This is a genomic window from Klebsiella sp. LY, from assembly GCF_004010915.1.
GTDB lineage: Bacteria > Pseudomonadota > Gammaproteobacteria > Enterobacterales > Enterobacteriaceae > Klebsiella > Klebsiella quasipneumoniae.
Genome location: NZ_CP022444.1, coordinates 1,979,560 through 1,996,866, shown reverse-complemented (window position 1 = coordinate 1,996,866; position 17,307 = coordinate 1,979,560). Strand labels below are relative to the sequence as shown.

Sequence of the window (17,307 nt, the reverse complement as noted above, 5' to 3'; positions counted from 1 at the left end):
TTGTTTAGTGTGATTGTGACAGGCGTTTTACCGCCGTCTGTAAAGCGTATGAATAGCCGTCCGCCCCCAGTCCGCAGATAACGCCAGCGGCGATATCTGACAGATACGAATGCTGGCGGAAGGGTTCGCGTGCATGCACATTGCTCAGGTGAATCTCGATAAACGGGATGTTCACGGCAAGCAACGCGTCACGGATTGCTACGCTGGTATGCGTGAACGCGGCCGGATTAATCAGGATATAGTCCACGTTGTCTTTAGCCTGATGAATTCGGTCGATTAACGCATGCTCCGCGTTGGACTGCAGGTGATCCAGGCTCACATTCAGCGCCGCTGCTTCAGATGTTAAATGGTTAACAATCTCAGCCAGCGTGAGAGATCCATACTTCTCTGGCTCGCGGGTACCGAGCATGTTAATGTTTGGACCATTCAAAAGCAAAATGTGAAACTTGTCTGCCATCGTGTGGCGATCTCCTGCCATTTTCGGGTAAAAAACAACATATACCTTCAATGCGCCCTTGTCACCTTTTCAGGGTCAGAAAACCCTGTCAGGAAAGCCAAAGTCGCACATTATAACGATTTCGTAGCAATTGGCAGCTAAATACTGGTCTTATCAGGGAAGATTATCAACCGCTATCTTAAAAAGAGTCGCGGTTGATAAAGGATCTGCGGGAAACTGCACATTACCGGATTCAGCGCCACCACTGGCGAAACTTCTTGTAACGCCATGCCAGGAGCGCGACTGCCAGCAGGGCATAAATGATGGGCTGCGGTGAGAGGATCTTCACTGACCACAGGTAGTGAATCGGCGCGAGGATCGCCACCAGATAGACGAAGTTGTGTAAAAGTTGCCAACGGCGGCCCAGTTTTCGCTGCATCGCCTGCGTCGACGTCGCTGCCAGCGCCAGCAGGATCGCCCAACTGACCATGCCTAACGTCAGATAGGGGCGGTTGATAATCTCCGAGCCCAGTAGCGCCAGATTGTTAATGCCCAGCTCCAGCAGGGTATAGCTGGTCAGGTGCAGGGTCGCCCAGGCGAAACACCATAAACCTAACAGGCGGCGAACGCGAATCAATAATGGCTGTTTCGCGTAGCGCGCCAGCGGGGAGACCAGCAGCGTCGCCAGCAGAAACTTCAGCGCCATCCTGCCGGTAAAATGCTGGATATCCTTGGCCGGATCGGCGCTAAAGTAGCCCTGGTGCCCGGCCCAGAATAACCAGACCAGCGGCAAAAACCCCGCCAGATGAAGTAAAACCTTCAACCAGGCGATCTGTTTGACGGTGAAACGCACTAGAAGTTCTCCCGCAGATTCATGCCGCGATACAGCGACGCCACCTCGTCGGCATAGCCGTTAAACAGCAGCGTTGGTTGACGTTTCACATCGAGCACGCCGCCGGCACCGATAAACCGCTCGCTAGCCTGTGACCAGCGGGGGTGATCGACGTGCGGATTGACGTTGGCGAAGAAGCCGTATTCGTCCGGCGCCGCGAGGTTCCAGGTGGTCGGTGGCCGCTCGCGGGTCAGTTCAATGCTGACGATGGATTTAATGCCTTTGAAACCGTACTTCCACGGCACGGTAAGGCGGACCGGCGCGCCGTTTTGCGGCGGCAGCGCTTTGCCATACACCCCGACGGTGAGCAGCGTCAGCGGGTGCAGCGCTTCATCCAGCCGCAACCCCTCCACGTAAGGGTAAGCGAGCCCGCCGCCGATAAACCGATCTTTCTGCCCGGGCATTTGATCCGGGGCATAGAGGGTTTTGAAGGCCACATAGCGCGCGTTGCTGGTGGGCTCCACCAGCGCCAACAGCTTGTGCAGCGGGAAGCCGACCCAGGGGACCACCATCGACCAGGCTTCCACGCAGCGCATACGGTAAATACGCTCTTCCAGCGGGAAGCGTTTGGTCAGATCGTCATGGTCAAGGGTCAGCGGCTTCGCCACCTCACCGCCGATGGTCAACGTCCAGGGATCGGTGCGCAGACTACCCGCGTTCGCCGCCGGATCGGCTTTATCGAGGCCGAATTCATAAAAGTTATTGTAGCCGGAGACTTTATCTTCCGGAGTAAGCGTCAGGTTAGCCTGCCATTCAGCGGGTTTAGCAAAGTCCAGGGCCTTGCCCGCCGGGGCTGGCGGACGGTCGTGGCCTTTAAACCAGTCCAGCAGGTCGGCCTGTGCGGCGGCGGGAAGCGAAAGGGCGGTCGCGCTGATGCCCAGCATTTTCAGCACCTGGCGCCGCTGGAGCATAAAAACGGATTCGGCCGTGACGTCGGCTTCCGTCAGTTTTTTTCTTTTCATGGTGTCCTCCGTCATGCGTTTCCCTAAGCATGACGGAGGCGGCGATGAATCGCGAATATGTCACGAAAAATTGCACATTAGGCGCATTCGCCACCGCCGAAGCTGGGGCGCGGTCGTCCAGGAATCATCGGAAAGTGGCGCAAGACGTTTCCTTTAACGCGCCTGACCCGGCATCTTTAGCAGGGGAAAAAAGCGGGCGGGAGGCTGGCAGGATGGAAAATTAGCAATAATGTGCGCCGCTGGCGCGGGTTTGCCATCCAGCGTCTAAAATTAAAGCGCTTCTGGCGCAGGCCGCAGGCGGGCGGCGTTTGGCAAATTTTTTCTGCCGACTATACTCGCTATCGGCATACTTTCGCCGATAATACGCATTCCATTGCCAGACTCGCCATCTTTGATAGTATGCGTCGCGCTTTAAAAGGTTAATGCTAGCGTCAAGGCGCGCGCCGGCACGGGAGCCTGATGGTTCATCGGGCAGTCATTCACTCGCGGAGTTAACACAGGGATGCGATTAACGACGAAGTTCTCAGCCTTTATCACGCTGCTAACTAGCCTGACCATCTTTGTCACGCTGATTGGCGCTTCGCTGAGTTTTTACAACGGCATTGAGAACAAGGTCGAAAACCGGGTTCAGGCGGTGGCGACCATGCTGGATAACCGGCTCATCACCACCTCTTTTGATAAGCTTGAGCCGCAGCTGGATGAGCTGATGACGCCGATAGAGATCGTGCATATCGATTTCATGCTTAACGGTAAACCGCTCTACAGCCACTCCCGAACCGACAGCTACCGCCCGCTGGGCAGTCATGAGCAATTCCGTGAGATCACGGTCCCGTCGTTGAAACATCCCGGTATCACCCTGCATCTGGTCTACGTTGACCCGATGGTGAACTATTTCCGTTCGCTGTCAATCACCGCCCCGCTGTCGATCTCCATCGGCTTCATGGTGGTGATTATTTTCTTCGCCGTCCGCTGGATACGCCGCCAGCTGGCAGGTCAGGAACTGCTTGAGCTTCGTTCCACGCGCATCCTGAGCGGCGAGCGCGGGCCGCAGGTGCGCGGGTCAGTCTATGAATGGCCTGCCAGCACCAGTAGCGCGCTGGATATGCTGCTGTCGGAGCTGCAATTCGCCAGCGATCAGCGCAGCCGGATGGATACGCTGATTCGCTCCTATGCGGCACAGGATTCCAAAACCGGGCTGAACAATCGCCTGTTTTTTGACAATCAGTTGGCCACGCTGCTCGAAGATCAGGAGAAGGTGGGGGCGTACGGCATCGTGATGATGATCCGTCTGCCGGAGTTTGATCTGCTGCGGGACAACTGGGGACGAGCGGCGGCCGAAGAACATTACTTCACGCTAATCAACCTGCTCTCTACCTTTATTATGCGTTACCCTGGCGCGCTGCTGGCCCGCTATCACCGTAGCGACTTCGCCGTGCTGCTGCCGCACCGCACGTTAAAAGAGGCGGATAGCATCGCTGGACTGTTGCTGAAGGCCATGGACGCGCTGCCTCCGACGCGCATTCTCGATCGTGACGATATGATGCATATCGGCATCTGTTCTTTCCGCAGTGGACAATCGGCGGCGCAAGTGATGGAACATGCTGAAGCAGCAACGCGCAACGCGGTGCTGCAGGGCAGCAACAGCTGGTCGGTCTATGACGATACCCTTCCGGAGAAAGGCCGCGGCAACGTTCGCTGGCGGACGCTGATCGAACAGATGCTGAGCCGCGGCGGGCCGCGGTTGTATCAGAAACCCGCCGTCACTCGCGATGGCCGGGTGCATCACCGTGAACTGATGTCGCGGATGTACGACGGTAAGGAAGAGGTGATCGCCGCCGAGTATATGCCGATGGTGCTGCAGTTTGGCCTGGCGGAAGAGTATGACCGCCTGCAGGTGACGCGCCTGCTGCCATTTTTAGGCTTCTGGCCCGAGGAGAATCTGGCGCTCCAGCTGTCGGTGGAGTCGCTGATCCGTCCGCGATTCCAGCGCTGGCTGCGTGATGCTCTGATGCAGTGTGAAAAATCGCAGCGTCAGCGGATTATTTTTGAACTTGCTGAGGCAGATGTTTGTCAATATATCGGCCGTCTGCAGCCGGTTATGCGGTTGGTTAACGCGCTTGGCGTTCGGGTGGCGGTGGTTCAGGCAGGGTTAACCCTGGTGGGAACTAGCTGGATCAAGCAGCTGGATGCGGAGCTGATCAAACTGCATCCGGGGCTGGCGCGCAATATCGAAAAGCGCAGCGAGAACCAGCTGCTGGTGCAAAGCCTGGTGGAAGCCTGTAAAGGCATGCCTATGCAAGTTTTTGCGACGGGCGTACGCAGCCGCAGCGAGTGGCTGGTACTGTCCCAATGCGGTGTCACGGGCGGGCAGGGGGAATTTTTTGCCGCCTCACAGCCACTTGACACAAATGTGAAAAAATATTCGCAAAGATACTCGGTTTGATCTGCCGTTTAGCGTGATTTCACGTAGAATAACGCGCGCCATCGTGAAGGGGGTGTGCTTGTCTACCTGCCGGATCATCGCAATGTAAATGCCAGTGACCCTCCTTTGACAGGTTACAAATTCAGGCGTGGAGCGCTGCTGAAGATTTCAGCAATGAACGGAGTCGGAAAAATTTGTAACAAAGGAAATGAACTGCACTAATTTTCACCGCAGCAGGTGATTTTTGCGCCTTGTCGCTGCTGCGTGTGGTTGGTAAAGTAAGCGGATTTTGTTTTCCGCCCCAGCTTTCAGGATTATCCCTTAGTATGTTAAAAAAATTTCGTGGCATGTTTTCCAATGACCTGTCCATTGACCTGGGTACCGCGAATACCCTTATTTACGTAAAAGGACAAGGCATCGTATTGAATGAGCCTTCCGTGGTGGCCATTCGTCAGGATCGTGCCGGATCGCCGAAAAGCGTCGCCGCCGTGGGTCATGAAGCGAAGCAGATGCTCGGCCGTACCCCGGGTAATATCGCGGCGATTCGCCCGATGAAGGACGGCGTTATCGCTGACTTCTTCGTGACGGAAAAGATGCTGCAGCACTTTATCAAACAAGTGCACAGCAACAGCTTTATGCGCCCGAGCCCGCGCGTACTGGTCTGCGTGCCGGTTGGCGCCACCCAGGTTGAGCGTCGTGCTATCCGTGAATCCGCGCAGGGCGCAGGCGCTCGCGAAGTGTTCCTGATTGAAGAACCGATGGCGGCCGCGATCGGCGCTGGCCTGCCGGTTTCTGAAGCGACCGGTTCCATGGTGGTGGATATCGGCGGCGGTACCACCGAGGTGGCGGTTATCTCCCTGAACGGCGTGGTTTACTCTTCTTCCGTGCGTATCGGCGGCGACCGTTTCGACGAAGCCGTCATCAATTACGTGCGTCGTAACTACGGCTCCCTGATCGGTGAAGCGACCGCTGAGCGTATCAAACATGAAATCGGTTCGGCTTATCCGGGCGATGAAGTGCGTGAAATTGAAGTGCGCGGCCGTAACCTGGCGGAAGGCGTGCCACGCGGTTTCACCCTGAACTCAAACGAAATTCTTGAAGCGCTGCAGGAGCCGCTGACCGGCATCGTGAGCGCGGTCATGGTTGCCCTTGAGCAGTGCCCGCCGGAACTGGCGTCTGATATCTCCGAGCGCGGGATGGTTCTCACCGGCGGTGGTGCGCTGCTGCGCAACCTGGACCGTCTGTTAATGGAAGAAACCGGTATTCCAGTCGTGGTTGCTGAAGATCCGCTGACCTGCGTAGCGCGTGGCGGCGGCAAGGCGCTGGAAATGATCGACATGCACGGCGGCGACCTGTTTAGCGAAGAGTAGTCAGCCTGAAGGTCCGGGGTGGCTTACCCGCTGCCCCAGGTCTTTACTGACACGAGAATACGCATAGCCTATGAAGCCAATTTTTAGCCGTGGCCCCTCGCTACAGATTCGCCTTATTCTGGCGGTGCTGGTGGCGCTTGGCGTGATTATCGCCGACAGCCGCCTGGGTACGTTCAGTCAAATCAGAACGTACATGGATACAGCCGTCAGCCCTTTCTACTTTGTCTCTAATGGTCCCCGGGAACTGCTCGACAGCGTATCGCAGACGCTGGCTACCCGTGACCAGCTCGAACTGGAAAACCGCGCGCTGCGTCAGGAGCTGTTGTTGAAAAACAGCGATCTGCTGATGCTGGGCCAGTACAAGCAGGAGAACGCGCGCCTGCGTGAACTGCTTGGCTCGCCGCTGCGCCAGGACGAGCAAAAAATGGTGACCCAGGTCATCTCAACGGTCAACGACCCCTATAGCGATCAGGTGGTTATCGATAAGGGCAGCGTCAACGGCGTCTACGAAGGCCAGCCGGTTATCAGCGATAAAGGCGTGGTGGGGCAGGTCGTGGCGGTAGCGAAAATGACCAGCCGGGTACTGCTGATCTGTGATGCCACCCATGCGTTGCCGATCCAGGTCCTGCGTAACGACATTCGCGTCATTGCCGCCGGTAACGGCTGCACCGACGACCTCCAGCTTGAGCATCTGCCGGCCAATACCGATATTCGCGTCGGCGATGTGCTGGTGACCTCCGGTCTTGGCGGCCGTTTCCCGGAAGGGTACCCGGTTGGGGTTGTCTCTTCAGTGAAACTGGACACCCAGCGCGCCTACACGGTGATCCAGGCGCGTCCGACGGCCGGTCTGCAGCGTTTGCGCTATCTGCTGCTGCTGTGGGGCGCCGATCGCAATGGCGCTAACCCGATGACTCCGGAAGAGGTTCATCGCGTGGCTAACGAACGCCTGATGCAGATGATGCCGCAGGTGTTGCCTGCGCCGGATGCGATGGGGCCGCAGATGCCGGCGCCCGCCACCGGGCTGACGCCGTCTCAGCCGTCGCAGCCTGCAGGGGGGCAATAGTGGCAAGTTACCGTAGCCAGGGACGCTGGGTTATCTGGCTCTCGTTTCTTATCGCGCTATTGCTGCAAATTATGCCCTGGCCGGCGGACATCAGCGTTTTCCGGCCCAACTGGGTATTATTGATCCTGCTGTACTGGATCCTCGCGCTGCCGCACCGGGTGAACGTGGGGACGGGCTTCGTGATGGGGGCTATTCTTGATCTCATCAGCGGCTCGACGCTGGGCGTTCGCGCGCTGTCCTTAAGCATCGTCGCCTATCTGGTGGCGCTGAAGTATCAGCTGTTCCGTAACCTGGCGCTGTGGCAACAGGCGCTGGTGGTCATGCTGTTATCCCTCGCCGTGGATATCATTGTTTTCTGGGCAGAGTTTTTAGTGATCAACGTCTCTTTCCGTCCGGAAGTATTCTGGAGTAGTGTAGTAAACGGTATCCTCTGGCCATGGCTCTTCCTGCTGATGCGTAAAGTGCGTCAGCAATTTGCAGTGCAATAAGGTTGATATGACAACTCTGTATCTTGCTTCTGGTTCCCCGCGTCGGCAGGAACTGATGACTCAGCTTGGTCTCGCGTTCGAGCGTCTGGTTCCTGGTATCGAGGAGCAGCGCCAGCCGCAGGAGAGCGCACAGCACTATGTCGTCCGTCTGGCGCGTGAAAAGGCGCAGGCCGGAGTGGCGCTGGCATCGCGGGATTTGCCGGTGTTGGGAGCGGATACGATTGTTATTTTGAACGGCGAAGTGCTGGAAAAACCGCGCGACGCCGAACACGCTGCAGCGATGCTGCGCCTGCTTTCCGGCCAAACCCATCAGGTCATGACCGCGGTGGCGCTGGCGGATAAGCAGCAGACGTTGGATTGTCTGGTGGTCACGGAAGTGACCTTCCGAACGCTCAGCGAGCAGGATATCGCCGATTATGTGGCCAGCGGCGAGCCTTTAGATAAAGCAGGTGCATACGGTATTCAAGGGTTGGGTGGCTGCTTCGTCAGGAAGATTAATGGCAGCTATCACGCCGTAGTCGGCTTACCGCTGGTGGAAACGTATGAGTTGCTCAGTAACTTTAACTCACTGCGTAAAGAAAAGGGATAAAGATGACGGCTGAATTATTAGTGAACGTAACGCCATCCGAAACGCGCGTTGCGTATATTGATGGCGGTATTCTGCAGGAAATCCATATTGAGCGTGAAGCGCGACGCGGAATAGTAGGCAATATCTACAAAGGTCGTGTTAGCCGAGTGCTGCCGGGAATGCAGGCGGCTTTTGTAGATATTGGTCTGGATAAGGCGGCGTTCCTCCACGCCTCCGATATCATGCCGCATACCGAATGCGTTGCCGGTGAGGAGCAAAAGCAGTTTACCGTGCGCGATATTTCGGAGCTGGTGCGTCAGGGCCAGGACCTGATGGTTCAGGTGGTTAAAGATCCGCTCGGTACCAAAGGCGCGCGTCTGACCACCGATATTACCCTGCCTTCCCGCTATCTGGTTTTTATGCCAGGCGCCTCCCATGTGGGGGTCTCTCAGCGGATTGAAAGCGAAGCCGAGCGCGAGCGGCTGAAAAAGGTCGTGGCAGAGTACTGCGACGAGCAGGGCGGGTTTATCATTCGCACCGCCGCGGAAGGGGTCCACGAGCAGGAGATGGCCGCCGATGCCGCCTATCTTAAGCGCGTATGGACCAAAGTGATGGAGCGCAAAAAGCGCAACCAGACCCGCTATCAGCTGTACGGCGAGCTGGCCCTGGCTCAGCGCGTGCTGCGGGATTTTGCCGATGCGCATCTCGATCGTATTCGCGTCGACTCGCGGCTGACCTATGAGGCGCTGCTGGAATTTACCGCCGAATATATCCCGGAAATGACCAGCAAGCTGGAACACTACAGCGGCCGTCAGCCGATATTCGATCTCTTTGACGTTGAGAACGAAATTCAGCGCGCGCTGGAGCGTAAAGTCGAGCTCAAGTCCGGGGGCTATCTGATCATCGACCAGACCGAGGCGATGACCACCATCGATATCAACACCGGGGCGTTTGTTGGGCACCGCAATCTTGACGATACTATCTTCAATACCAATATCGAAGCCACCCAGGCGATAGCCCGCCAGCTGCGTTTGCGTAACCTCGGCGGCATTATCATCATTGATTTCATCGACATGAACAATGAAGACCATCGCCGGCGGGTGTTGCACTCCCTGGAGCAGGCCCTCAGCAAAGACCGGGTGAAGACCAGCATCAACGGTTTCTCCCAGCTGGGTCTGGTGGAGATGACGCGGAAACGCACCCGCGAAAGCGTGGAGCATGTGCTGTGCAACGAATGCCCGACCTGCCACGGACGCGGAACGGTAAAGTCCGTGGAAACGGTATGCTATGAGATTATGCGTGAGATCGTTCGCGTGCATCATGCTTATGATTCCGATCGCTTCCTGGTCTATGCTTCCCCTGCGGTGGCGGAAACCCTGAAAGGGGAAGAGTCGCATGCGCTGGCGGAAGTGGAGATCTTTGTCGGCAAGCAGGTGAAGGTACAAATTGAGCCGCTCTATAATCAAGAGCAGTTCGATGTGGTTATGATGTAATACACCGCGTCATTGTGCGGCTGACAAGGAGAGAGGCGTGAGGCGACTGCCCGGGATTTTATTGCTCACCGTGGCAACATTGATTGTTATCGTCGCGCTGCTGGTGAGTGGCTTGCGTCTCGTGTTGCCGCAGCTCGACGCCTGGCGTCCGCAGCTGCTGGAGAAAATCTCCGCCCTCACCGGCACGCCGGTGGATGCCTCGCAGATCGCCGCCAGCTGGCAAACTTTTGGCCCAACATTAGATGTCCGCGATATTCATGTTGGGCTGAAGGATGGCGGGACAATGGCGGTCAAGCGCGTGACCCTGGCGCTGGACGTCTGGCAAAGTCTGCTGCATATGCGCTGGCAGTTTCGCGATCTCACCTTCTGGCAGCTGCAGGTCCATACCAATACCCCGATTCAGACCAATGACGGCGGCGAAAGTCTGAAAACCGACCGCATCAGCGATCTCTTTTTACGTCAGTTCGACCACTTTACTCTGCGCGACAGCCATCTGAGCTTCCTGACCATTTCTGGTCAGCGGGCGGAGCTGGCGGTCCCGCAGCTGACCTGGCTTAACGGCAGGAACCGTCACCGCGCCGAGGGGCAGCTCAGCCTTTCCAGTCTCACCGGCCAGCATGGCGTCATGCAGGTGCGGATGGATCTCCGCGATGAGGATGGCCTGCTGAATAAAGGCCGGGTCTGGCTGCAGGCTGACGATATTGACGTCAAACCCTGGCTAGGCCGCTGGATGCAGGACAATATCGCGCTGAAAAGCGCCCGCTTCAGCCTCGAAGGCTGGATGACTATTGAAAAAGGCGATGTAGCCAGCGGCGACGTATGGCTGAAAAAAGGGGGCGCCAGCTGGCAAGGGGATAGCGAGGTTCATCATCTGTCAGTGGATAACCTGACGGCGCATCTCTCTCACGACAAGCAGAGCTGGGGCTTCTATATTCCCGATACGCGGATCGCGATCGACGATAAACCGTGGCCAAGCGGCGCGCTGGCGATGGCGTGGATCCCGGGGCAGGATGTCGGTGGCGACGGTCATCAGCGTAGCGATGAATTACGTATTCGCGCCAGCAATTTAGCGCTCAGTGGCCTGAGCGGATTGCAGCCGTTTGCCGATAAGCTGGCGCCTTCTTTGGGCGAACTCTGGCGCACCACGCAGCCCAGCGGCAAAATCAATCTGCTGGCTCTCGATATTCCCCTGCAGGCGACGGAGAAAACGCGCTTTCAGGCGCAGTGGAGCGATCTGGCGTGGAAGCAGTGGAAACTCCTGCCGGGAGCGGAACACTTTTCCGGCAGCCTGAATGGCAGCGTGGAGCACGGGGAACTGCGCGCCCGCATGACGAAGGCGCAGATGCCGTATGCCGGAGTTTTCCGGGCCCCGCTGGAGATCGCCGCTGGCGAAGCCACCCTCAGCTGGGTGAAAAATGACAAAGGCTTTATGCTTGATGGCCGCGATATTGACGTGCAGGCGACGGGGGTACGCGCCCGCGGCGGCTTCCGCTATCTGCAACCGCAGGGGGACGATCCGTGGCTGGGCATTCTGGCGGGGATCAGCACCAACGATGGCGGCCAGGCGTGGCGTTACTTCCCGGAAAACCTGATGGGCAAAGCGCTGGTGGACTATCTCAGCGGCGCGATTAAAGCCGGGCAGGCCCGCGATGCGACGCTGGTGTATGGCGGTAACCCACATCTGTTCCCGTATCCGCACAATGAAGGCCAGTTCCAGGTTTACGTCCCGCTGAAGAATGCCACTTTCGCTTTTCAACCGGACTGGCCGGCGCTGACCGGGCTGAATATCGACCTCAATTTTATCAACAGCGGCCTGTGGATGCGGGCGGATAAAGCGATGCTCGGCAATGTGACCGCCAGCAATCTCGATGCCGTGATCCCGGATTATGCGCAGGAAAAACTGCTGATTGATGCTGACATCAAAGGCCCGGGCAAAGAGGTGGGCCCTTATTTCAACACCACGCCATTGAAAGCGTCGCTCGGGGCAGCGCTGGATTCCCTGCAGCTGGATGGGGATGTGAGCGCTCGCTTACATCTGAATATCCCCCTCGATGGCGAGATGACCACCGCGAAAGGCGATGTACGGCTGCAGAATAATACCTTGTTTATCAAACCATTAGATACTACGTTGCAGAACCTAAGCGGTAATTTCAGCTTTGTGAATGGCGATCTTAATAGCCAAACGTTGAGCGCGACCTGGTTTAATCAGCCGCTGAACCTCAATTTTTCCACCCGCGAAGGCGAAAAAGCGTTTCTGGTGGATGTCGGGATGAACGCCACCTGGCAGCCGTCGCGCACCGGACTGCTGCCGAAAGCGGTTAATGAGACGCTGAGCGGTAGCGTTCCGTGGGATGGCAAGGTCGCTATCGAACTGCCGTACCATGGCAATGCCAGCTATAAGGTTGATATCAATGGCGATCTGAAGAATGTGAGCAGTCACTTACCTTCACCGGTCAACAAGTCCGCTGGCGAACCCCTGCCGGTCAAAATTAACGTCGCCGGCGGTCTGAGCAGCTTCGACCTGACCGGATCCGTTGGCGCGAAGAATCATATCAACAGCCGCTGGTTGCTGAACCGTAAGCTGACGCTGGACAGAGCGATCCTCACGACGGATAGCAAAGGCCTCTCTCCGCTGCCCGACCAGCCCGGCGTTGAACTCAATCTGCCGCCGATGGATGGCGCGCAATGGCTGGCGCTGTTCCAGAAGGGCGCGGCGAATGAAGTCAGCAGCAGCGTCCTCTTTCCACCGCGCATTGTGCTGCGTACGCCGTCGCTGGCGCTGGCCGGCCAGCAATGGAACAACGTCAGTCTGATGTCGCAGCCGGTCGCCGGCGGCTCGCAGGTTGAGGCGCAGGGGCGTGAGATCAACGCCACCCTGACGATGCGCGACAATGCCCCGTGGCTGGCAAATGTGCGTTATCTCTATTTCAACCCGGCCAGCGCCAGCGGCAAGGGCGGAACGGAGAACGTGACTTCTCAGGCGGAGACGCGGCTGGATTTCCACGGCTGGCCCGATCTGCAACTGCGCTGCGCGGAATGCTGGCTGTGGGGGCAAAAATATGGCCGCATCGACGGCGATGTGACGATCAAGGGCGATACCTTAACGCTCTCCAACGGCCTGGTGGATACCGGGTTTGGCCGGCTGACGACCGACGGCGTGTGGGTTAACGCCCCTTCCGGGGTGCGCACCTCGCTGAAAGGCAGACTGCATGGCAATAAAACGGATGAATTTGCGGATTTCTTTGGCGTTTCCACACCGGTGAAGGATTCGCCGTTTGATATCGACTACGATCTCCACTGGCGCGCGCCGCCCTGGTCACCCGATGTCGCCTCGCTCAATGGGATCATTAAAAGCCACCTCGGCAAGGGGCAGTTTACCGACCTGAGTACCGGACATGCAGGCCAGCTGCTGCGTTTGCTGAGCGTCGATGCCCTACTGCGCAAACTGCGCTTCGACTTCAGCGATACCTTCAGCGAAGGTTTTTACTTTGACTCGATTAACAGTACGGCATGGATTAAGGATGGCGTACTGCATACCGATGATACGCTGGTGGATGGTCTGGAGGCGGACATTGCCATGAAAGGGTCGGTCGATCTGGTGCGTCGCCAGCTGGATCTGCAGGCGGTGGTCGCGCCGGAGATCTCCGCGACCGTCGGCGTGGCGGCGGCTTTTGCTGTCAACCCGATTGTCGGCGCGGCGGTGTTTGCCGCCAGCAAGGTGCTGGGGCCGCTGTGGAACAAAGTCTCGATACTGCGCTATCGCATCACCGGCCCGATTGACCAGCCGCAGATCAATGAAGTGCTGCGCCAGGCGCGCAGCAACAAAAAGCAATGATTTGACGATTGCCGGGAATTGCCGCAATCTCAATAGATAGCCTTCTGTATTTCCGCCTGTCAGGCGGCAACAAACGAGTAGCATAACGATGAGTCTGAACCTGGTAAGTGAACAATTACTGTCGGCAAATGGCCTGAATCATCAGGACCTGTTTGCCATTCTTGGTCAACTGACCGAGCGCCGCCTCGATTACGGCGATCTTTATTTTCAGTCGAGCTATCACGAATCCTGGGTTCTGGAAGACAGCATCATTAAAGATGGGTCGTACAATATCGACCAGGGCGTAGGCGTGCGCGCCGTCAGCGGCGAAAAAACGGGCTTTGCCTACGCTGACCAGATCAGCAAGCTGGCGCTGGAGCAGAGCGCCCAGGCGGCGCGGACCATTGTGCGCGAGACCGGCAATGGCAAAGTACAGACCCTCGGCACCGTAGAGCACAGCGCCCTCTATACCAGCATCGACCCGCTGCAGAGTATGAGCCGGGAAGAGAAGCTGGATATTCTTCGCCGGGTCGACAAAGTCGCTCGCGCGGCGGATCAGCGTGTGCAGGAGGTTTCGGCCAGCCTGAGCGGCGTCTATGAACTGATTCTGGTGGCCGCCACCGACGGCACTCTGGCCGCGGACGTTCGTCCGCTGGTGCGCCTCTCGGTCAGCGTACTGGTGGAAGAGGACGGCAAACGCGAGCGCGGCAGCAGCGGCGGCGGCGGGCGTTTTGGCTATGACTATTTCCTTGCCTCTCAGGAGGGCGAAGTGCGGGCCGACGCCTGGGCGAAAGAAGCGGTGCGCATGGCGCTGGTTAACCTCTCAGCGGTCGCCGCCCCGGCGGGAATGCTGCCAGTGGTGCTCGGCGCCGGCTGGCCTGGCGTCCTGCTGCACGAAGCGGTCGGTCACGGCCTGGAAGGCGATTTCAACCGTCGCGGCACCTCGGTCTTTAGCGGTCATATGGGGGAATTAGTCGCCTCTGAACTGTGCACCGTCGTGGACGACGGCACCATCGTCGATCGTCGTGGCTCAGTGGCTATCGATGATGAAGGCACGCCGGGTCAATACAATGTGCTGATCGAAAACGGCATCCTGAAAGGCTACATGCAGGATAAACTCAATGCGCGTCTGATGGGCGTCGCGCCGACCGGCAACGGCCGCCGTGAATCCTATGCCCATCTGCCGATGCCGCGTATGACCAACACCTATATGCTGGCGGGCCAGTCCACGCCACAGGAGATTATCGAGTCGGTGGACTATGGTATCTTCGCGCCTAACTTCGGCGGCGGGCAGGTGGATATCACCTCCGGTAAGTTTGTCTTCTCCACCTCCGAGGCCTATCTGATCGAAAAAGGCAAGGTCACGAAGGCGGTGAAAGGGGCTACCCTGATCGGCTCCGGGATTGAGACCATGCAGCAGATTTCGATGGTGGGTAACGATCTGCGTCTGGATAACGGCGTCGGCGTCTGTGGCAAAGAGGGCCAGAGCGTGCCGGTGGGCGTTGGCCAGCCGACCCTGAAGGTCGATAATCTTACCGTCGGCGGCACCGCCTGATCCTGACCGGGTTCCCGGCGTCGCCGGGAACCGCTTCAGCGGGCGATCCCTCTCCCGTGCATCCCCTGATAGATCTTCGCCACGTCGACAAAATATTCCGTCAGATAGTTGATACAGACCTGCACTTTCAGCGGCAGTTTATCCTTTTCGGTGTACAGGGCGTAAACCGGCCGCGGATCGGACTGGTAGCTCGGCAGCAGGATCTCAAGCTCACCACGATTGATCTCTTCGATCGCCCACATCAACGGCACATAGGCGATACCCACCCCGGCGGTCAGCCAGCGCACCAGCGTCATGGGGTCGTTGGTCACAAAGCGCCCCTGCGGGGTCAGGCGGGTTGAGATCCCTTCCGGCGCGATAATGACAAACTCATTGTCCGGCCGCACGCTATATTCCAGCCAGGCATGCCCGGTAAGATCGGCCGGTTTCTCCGGATTGCCAGCCTGCGCCAGATAGCTTTTCGCGGCGCATAATACCATCGGCATTGATCCCAGGCGGCGGGAAAAAAGGCTGGAATCCTGCAGGGCACCCACGCGGATCACCACGTCAAGACCGTCGGCGATCAGGTCCGGCGCAGGTATGCCGGTGACCAGATTGACGGAGAGCCCGGGGTATTCTTTCAGCATTTTCGCCGTTATGCGCGCCAGAACATTCTGTGCCATAGTTGAAGAGCAGCCGATACGCAGCGTCCCGATGGGGGTGTTGTTAAATGCGTATAATTGCTCATGGACATCCTGCGCTTCAAACAGCATCCTACGGCAGCCCTGATAGTAAATTTTACCCGCTTCCGTTAAGCCAAGGCTGCGGGTGCTGCGGTTGAGCAGCTTCACCTGCAGTTCATCTTCCAGTTTGGCGACGGTCTGACTGATTGAGGAAACGCTCATCTGAAGCTGGCGGGCCGCTGCGGTGAAGGAACCTAATTCGACCACTTTGGCGAAAACGGACATGCGCTTTAATCGTTCCATTATTCACTCTGGCTTAAAAGTGATTTAGATCACACATTGTAGATAATGCGGCAATCGTTACGTTAATATATTGTTAGCTACATAATAAACGCATCTGCTCACTACCTGTACGCTTCTTATTCAAGGTCATCATGAGTCTGTTTCCTGTCATCGTGATTTTCGGCTTATCGTTTCCGCCGATCTTCTTCGAGTTGCTGTTGTCGCTGGCCATCTTCTGGCTGGTGCACCGATTGCTGGTTCCGACCGGCATTTACGATTTTGTCTGGCACCCTGCACTGTTTAATACGGCGCTATATTGCTGCCTTTTTTATTTGATATCGCGCTTGTTCGTTTGAGGTTGATGTGAAAACACTAACAAGAAATATCCTCCGTACTGCTATTACCGTGATACTGGTCATTTTGGCCTTCGTAGCGATTTTCCGCGCCTGGGTTTACTACACCGCCTCGCCGTGGACGCGGGATGCGCGCTTTAGCGCCGACATTGTGGCCATTGCCCCCGACGTCTCCGGGCTGATCTCCCAGGTAAACGTCAAGGATAACCAACTGGTTAAGAAAGACCAGGTATTGTTCGTTATTGACCAGCCTCGTTACCAAAAAGCGCTGGCGCAGGCGGAAGCCGATGTCGCCTACTACCAGACGTTAGCCCAGGAAAAACGTGTCGAAGCCGGTCGGCGTAATAAGCTTGGCGTCCAGGCGATGTCGCGGGAAGAGATTGACCAGGCGAACAATGTGCTGCAGACGGTTGAGCATCAGCTGGCGAAAGCGGTGGCCAGCCGCGACCTGGCCAGACTGGACCTGGAGCGCACGGAGATTCGCGCCCCTGCGGATGGTTGGGTAACCAACCTTAACGTCTATACCGGGGAATTTATCACCCGCGGCTCCACGGCGGTGGCGCTGGTGAAAGAGAATACATTTTACGTCATGGCCTATCTGGAAGAGACCAAACTGGAAGGCGTCCGTCCTGGCTACCGGGCGGAAATTACCCCGCTTGGCAGCAGCAAAACCATAAAAGGCACGGTGGACAGTATCGCTGCGGGGGTAACCAACGCCAGCAGCAGCAGCGACTCGAAAGGGATGGCCTCGGTGGATTCCAACCTTGAATGGGTGCGTCTGGCGCAGCGTGTGCCGGTACGTATTCGCCTTGACCACCAGCAGGGGAATCTGTGGCCATCGGGCACGACGGCGACGGTGGTGATCACCGGTAAAGAAGACCGTGATACCAGCCAGGCCAACTTCTTCCAGAAACTGGCTATGCGCCTGCGCGAATTCGGTTAATCGC

15 protein-coding genes are annotated in these 17,307 nt (G+C 57.5%); 11 read left to right on the top strand and 4 right to left on the bottom strand.

The window, feature by feature from the left end:
• Positions 1 to 4 precede the first annotated feature (4 nt).
• The 3 genes from aroQ to msrP all read right to left on the bottom strand — a co-directional run bounded on the left by aroQ (position 5) and on the right by msrP (position 2,290).
• The gene (aroQ, locus tag CE636_RS12630; RefSeq protein ID WP_004206246.1) at positions 5 to 457 is read right to left on the bottom strand and encodes a type II 3-dehydroquinate dehydratase; all 453 of its coding nucleotides are present in this window, start codon (positions 455 to 457) and stop codon (positions 5 to 7) included.
• Positions 458 to 689: 232 nt separating this feature from the next.
• Complete coding sequence (msrQ, locus tag CE636_RS12625; protein ID WP_004206245.1) at positions 690 to 1,289, bottom strand: protein-methionine-sulfoxide reductase heme-binding subunit MsrQ; 600 nt, start codon at positions 1,287 to 1,289, stop codon at positions 690 to 692.
• Positions 1,289 to 2,290: a protein-methionine-sulfoxide reductase catalytic subunit MsrP gene (gene msrP / locus CE636_RS12620; protein WP_017899937.1), complete on the bottom strand. Its 1,002-nt coding sequence runs from the start codon at positions 2,288 to 2,290 to the stop codon at positions 1,289 to 1,291. Before msrP ends, msrQ begins: the two co-directional genes overlap by 1 nt.
• 231 nt (positions 2,291 to 2,521) lie before the next feature.
• Between msrP and CE636_RS12615 the strand changes: the two genes are divergently transcribed.
• From CE636_RS12615 to tldD, 9 genes are all read left to right on the top strand, one after another.
• Entirely contained in the window at positions 2,522 to 2,713 is a 192-nt protein-coding gene (locus CE636_RS12615; RefSeq protein WP_017899936.1) for a hypothetical protein, read from the top strand.
• 79 nt (positions 2,714 to 2,792) lie between these two features.
• A complete protein-coding gene (csrD, locus tag CE636_RS12610) occupies positions 2,793 to 4,733 on the top strand; it encodes an RNase E specificity factor CsrD (protein ID WP_004206243.1) in 1,941 nt (646 codons plus the stop codon).
• 305 nt (positions 4,734 to 5,038) lie between these two features.
• Entirely contained in the window at positions 5,039 to 6,082 is a 1,044-nt protein-coding gene (gene mreB, locus CE636_RS12605) for a rod shape-determining protein MreB (protein WP_002918653.1), read from the top strand.
• 70 nt (positions 6,083 to 6,152) lie between these two features.
• Positions 6,153 to 7,145 (top strand): rod shape-determining protein MreC, encoded by a 993-nt coding sequence (gene mreC / locus CE636_RS12600; RefSeq protein ID WP_004206242.1) that lies wholly within the window; start codon positions 6,153 to 6,155, stop codon positions 7,143 to 7,145.
• Positions 7,145 to 7,633 carry a rod shape-determining protein MreD gene (gene mreD / locus CE636_RS12595; RefSeq protein ID WP_002918648.1) on the top strand — a complete coding sequence of 163 codons (489 nt, stop codon included), beginning with the start codon at positions 7,145 to 7,147 and terminating at the stop codon, positions 7,631 to 7,633. The genes mreC and mreD overlap by 1 nt, the downstream gene beginning before the upstream one ends.
• A gap of 7 nt (positions 7,634 to 7,640) precedes the next feature.
• Positions 7,641 to 8,222, top strand: coding sequence for a Maf family protein (locus CE636_RS12590; RefSeq protein ID WP_017899935.1), 582 nt, complete (start codon positions 7,641 to 7,643; stop codon positions 8,220 to 8,222).
• A gap of 2 nt (positions 8,223 to 8,224) precedes the next feature.
• Positions 8,225 to 9,694 carry a ribonuclease G gene (gene rng, locus CE636_RS12585; RefSeq protein WP_004206239.1) on the top strand — a complete coding sequence of 490 codons (1,470 nt, stop codon included), beginning with the start codon at positions 8,225 to 8,227 and terminating at the stop codon, positions 9,692 to 9,694.
• 37 nt (positions 9,695 to 9,731) lie between these two features.
• Positions 9,732 to 13,529 carry an AsmA2 domain-containing protein YhdP gene (gene yhdP, locus CE636_RS12580; protein WP_017899934.1) on the top strand — a complete coding sequence of 1,266 codons (3,798 nt, stop codon included), beginning with the start codon at positions 9,732 to 9,734 and terminating at the stop codon, positions 13,527 to 13,529.
• 88 nt (positions 13,530 to 13,617) lie between these two features.
• Positions 13,618 to 15,063, top strand: a complete 1,446-nt coding sequence (gene tldD / locus CE636_RS12575; protein WP_017899933.1) for a metalloprotease TldD — start codon at positions 13,618 to 13,620, stop codon at positions 15,061 to 15,063.
• A 35-nt stretch (positions 15,064 to 15,098) separates the two neighbouring features.
• On the opposite strand, the gene aaeR is transcribed toward tldD, so the two are convergent.
• Positions 15,099 to 16,028, bottom strand: coding sequence for an HTH-type transcriptional activator AaeR (gene aaeR / locus CE636_RS12570; protein ID WP_004206235.1), 930 nt, complete (start codon positions 16,026 to 16,028; stop codon positions 15,099 to 15,101).
• Between the two features lie 131 nt (positions 16,029 to 16,159).
• Between aaeR and aaeX the strand changes: the two genes are divergently transcribed.
• The gene (aaeX, locus tag CE636_RS12565; protein WP_002918640.1) at positions 16,160 to 16,363 is read left to right on the top strand and encodes a p-hydroxybenzoic acid efflux pump operon protein AaeX; all 204 of its coding nucleotides are present in this window, start codon (positions 16,160 to 16,162) and stop codon (positions 16,361 to 16,363) included.
• A 7-nt stretch (positions 16,364 to 16,370) separates the two neighbouring features.
• Positions 16,371 to 17,303 (top strand): p-hydroxybenzoic acid efflux pump subunit AaeA, encoded by a 933-nt coding sequence (gene aaeA, locus CE636_RS12560; RefSeq protein ID WP_004206234.1) that lies wholly within the window; start codon positions 16,371 to 16,373, stop codon positions 17,301 to 17,303.
• Positions 17,304 to 17,307: the final 4 nt, after the last annotated feature.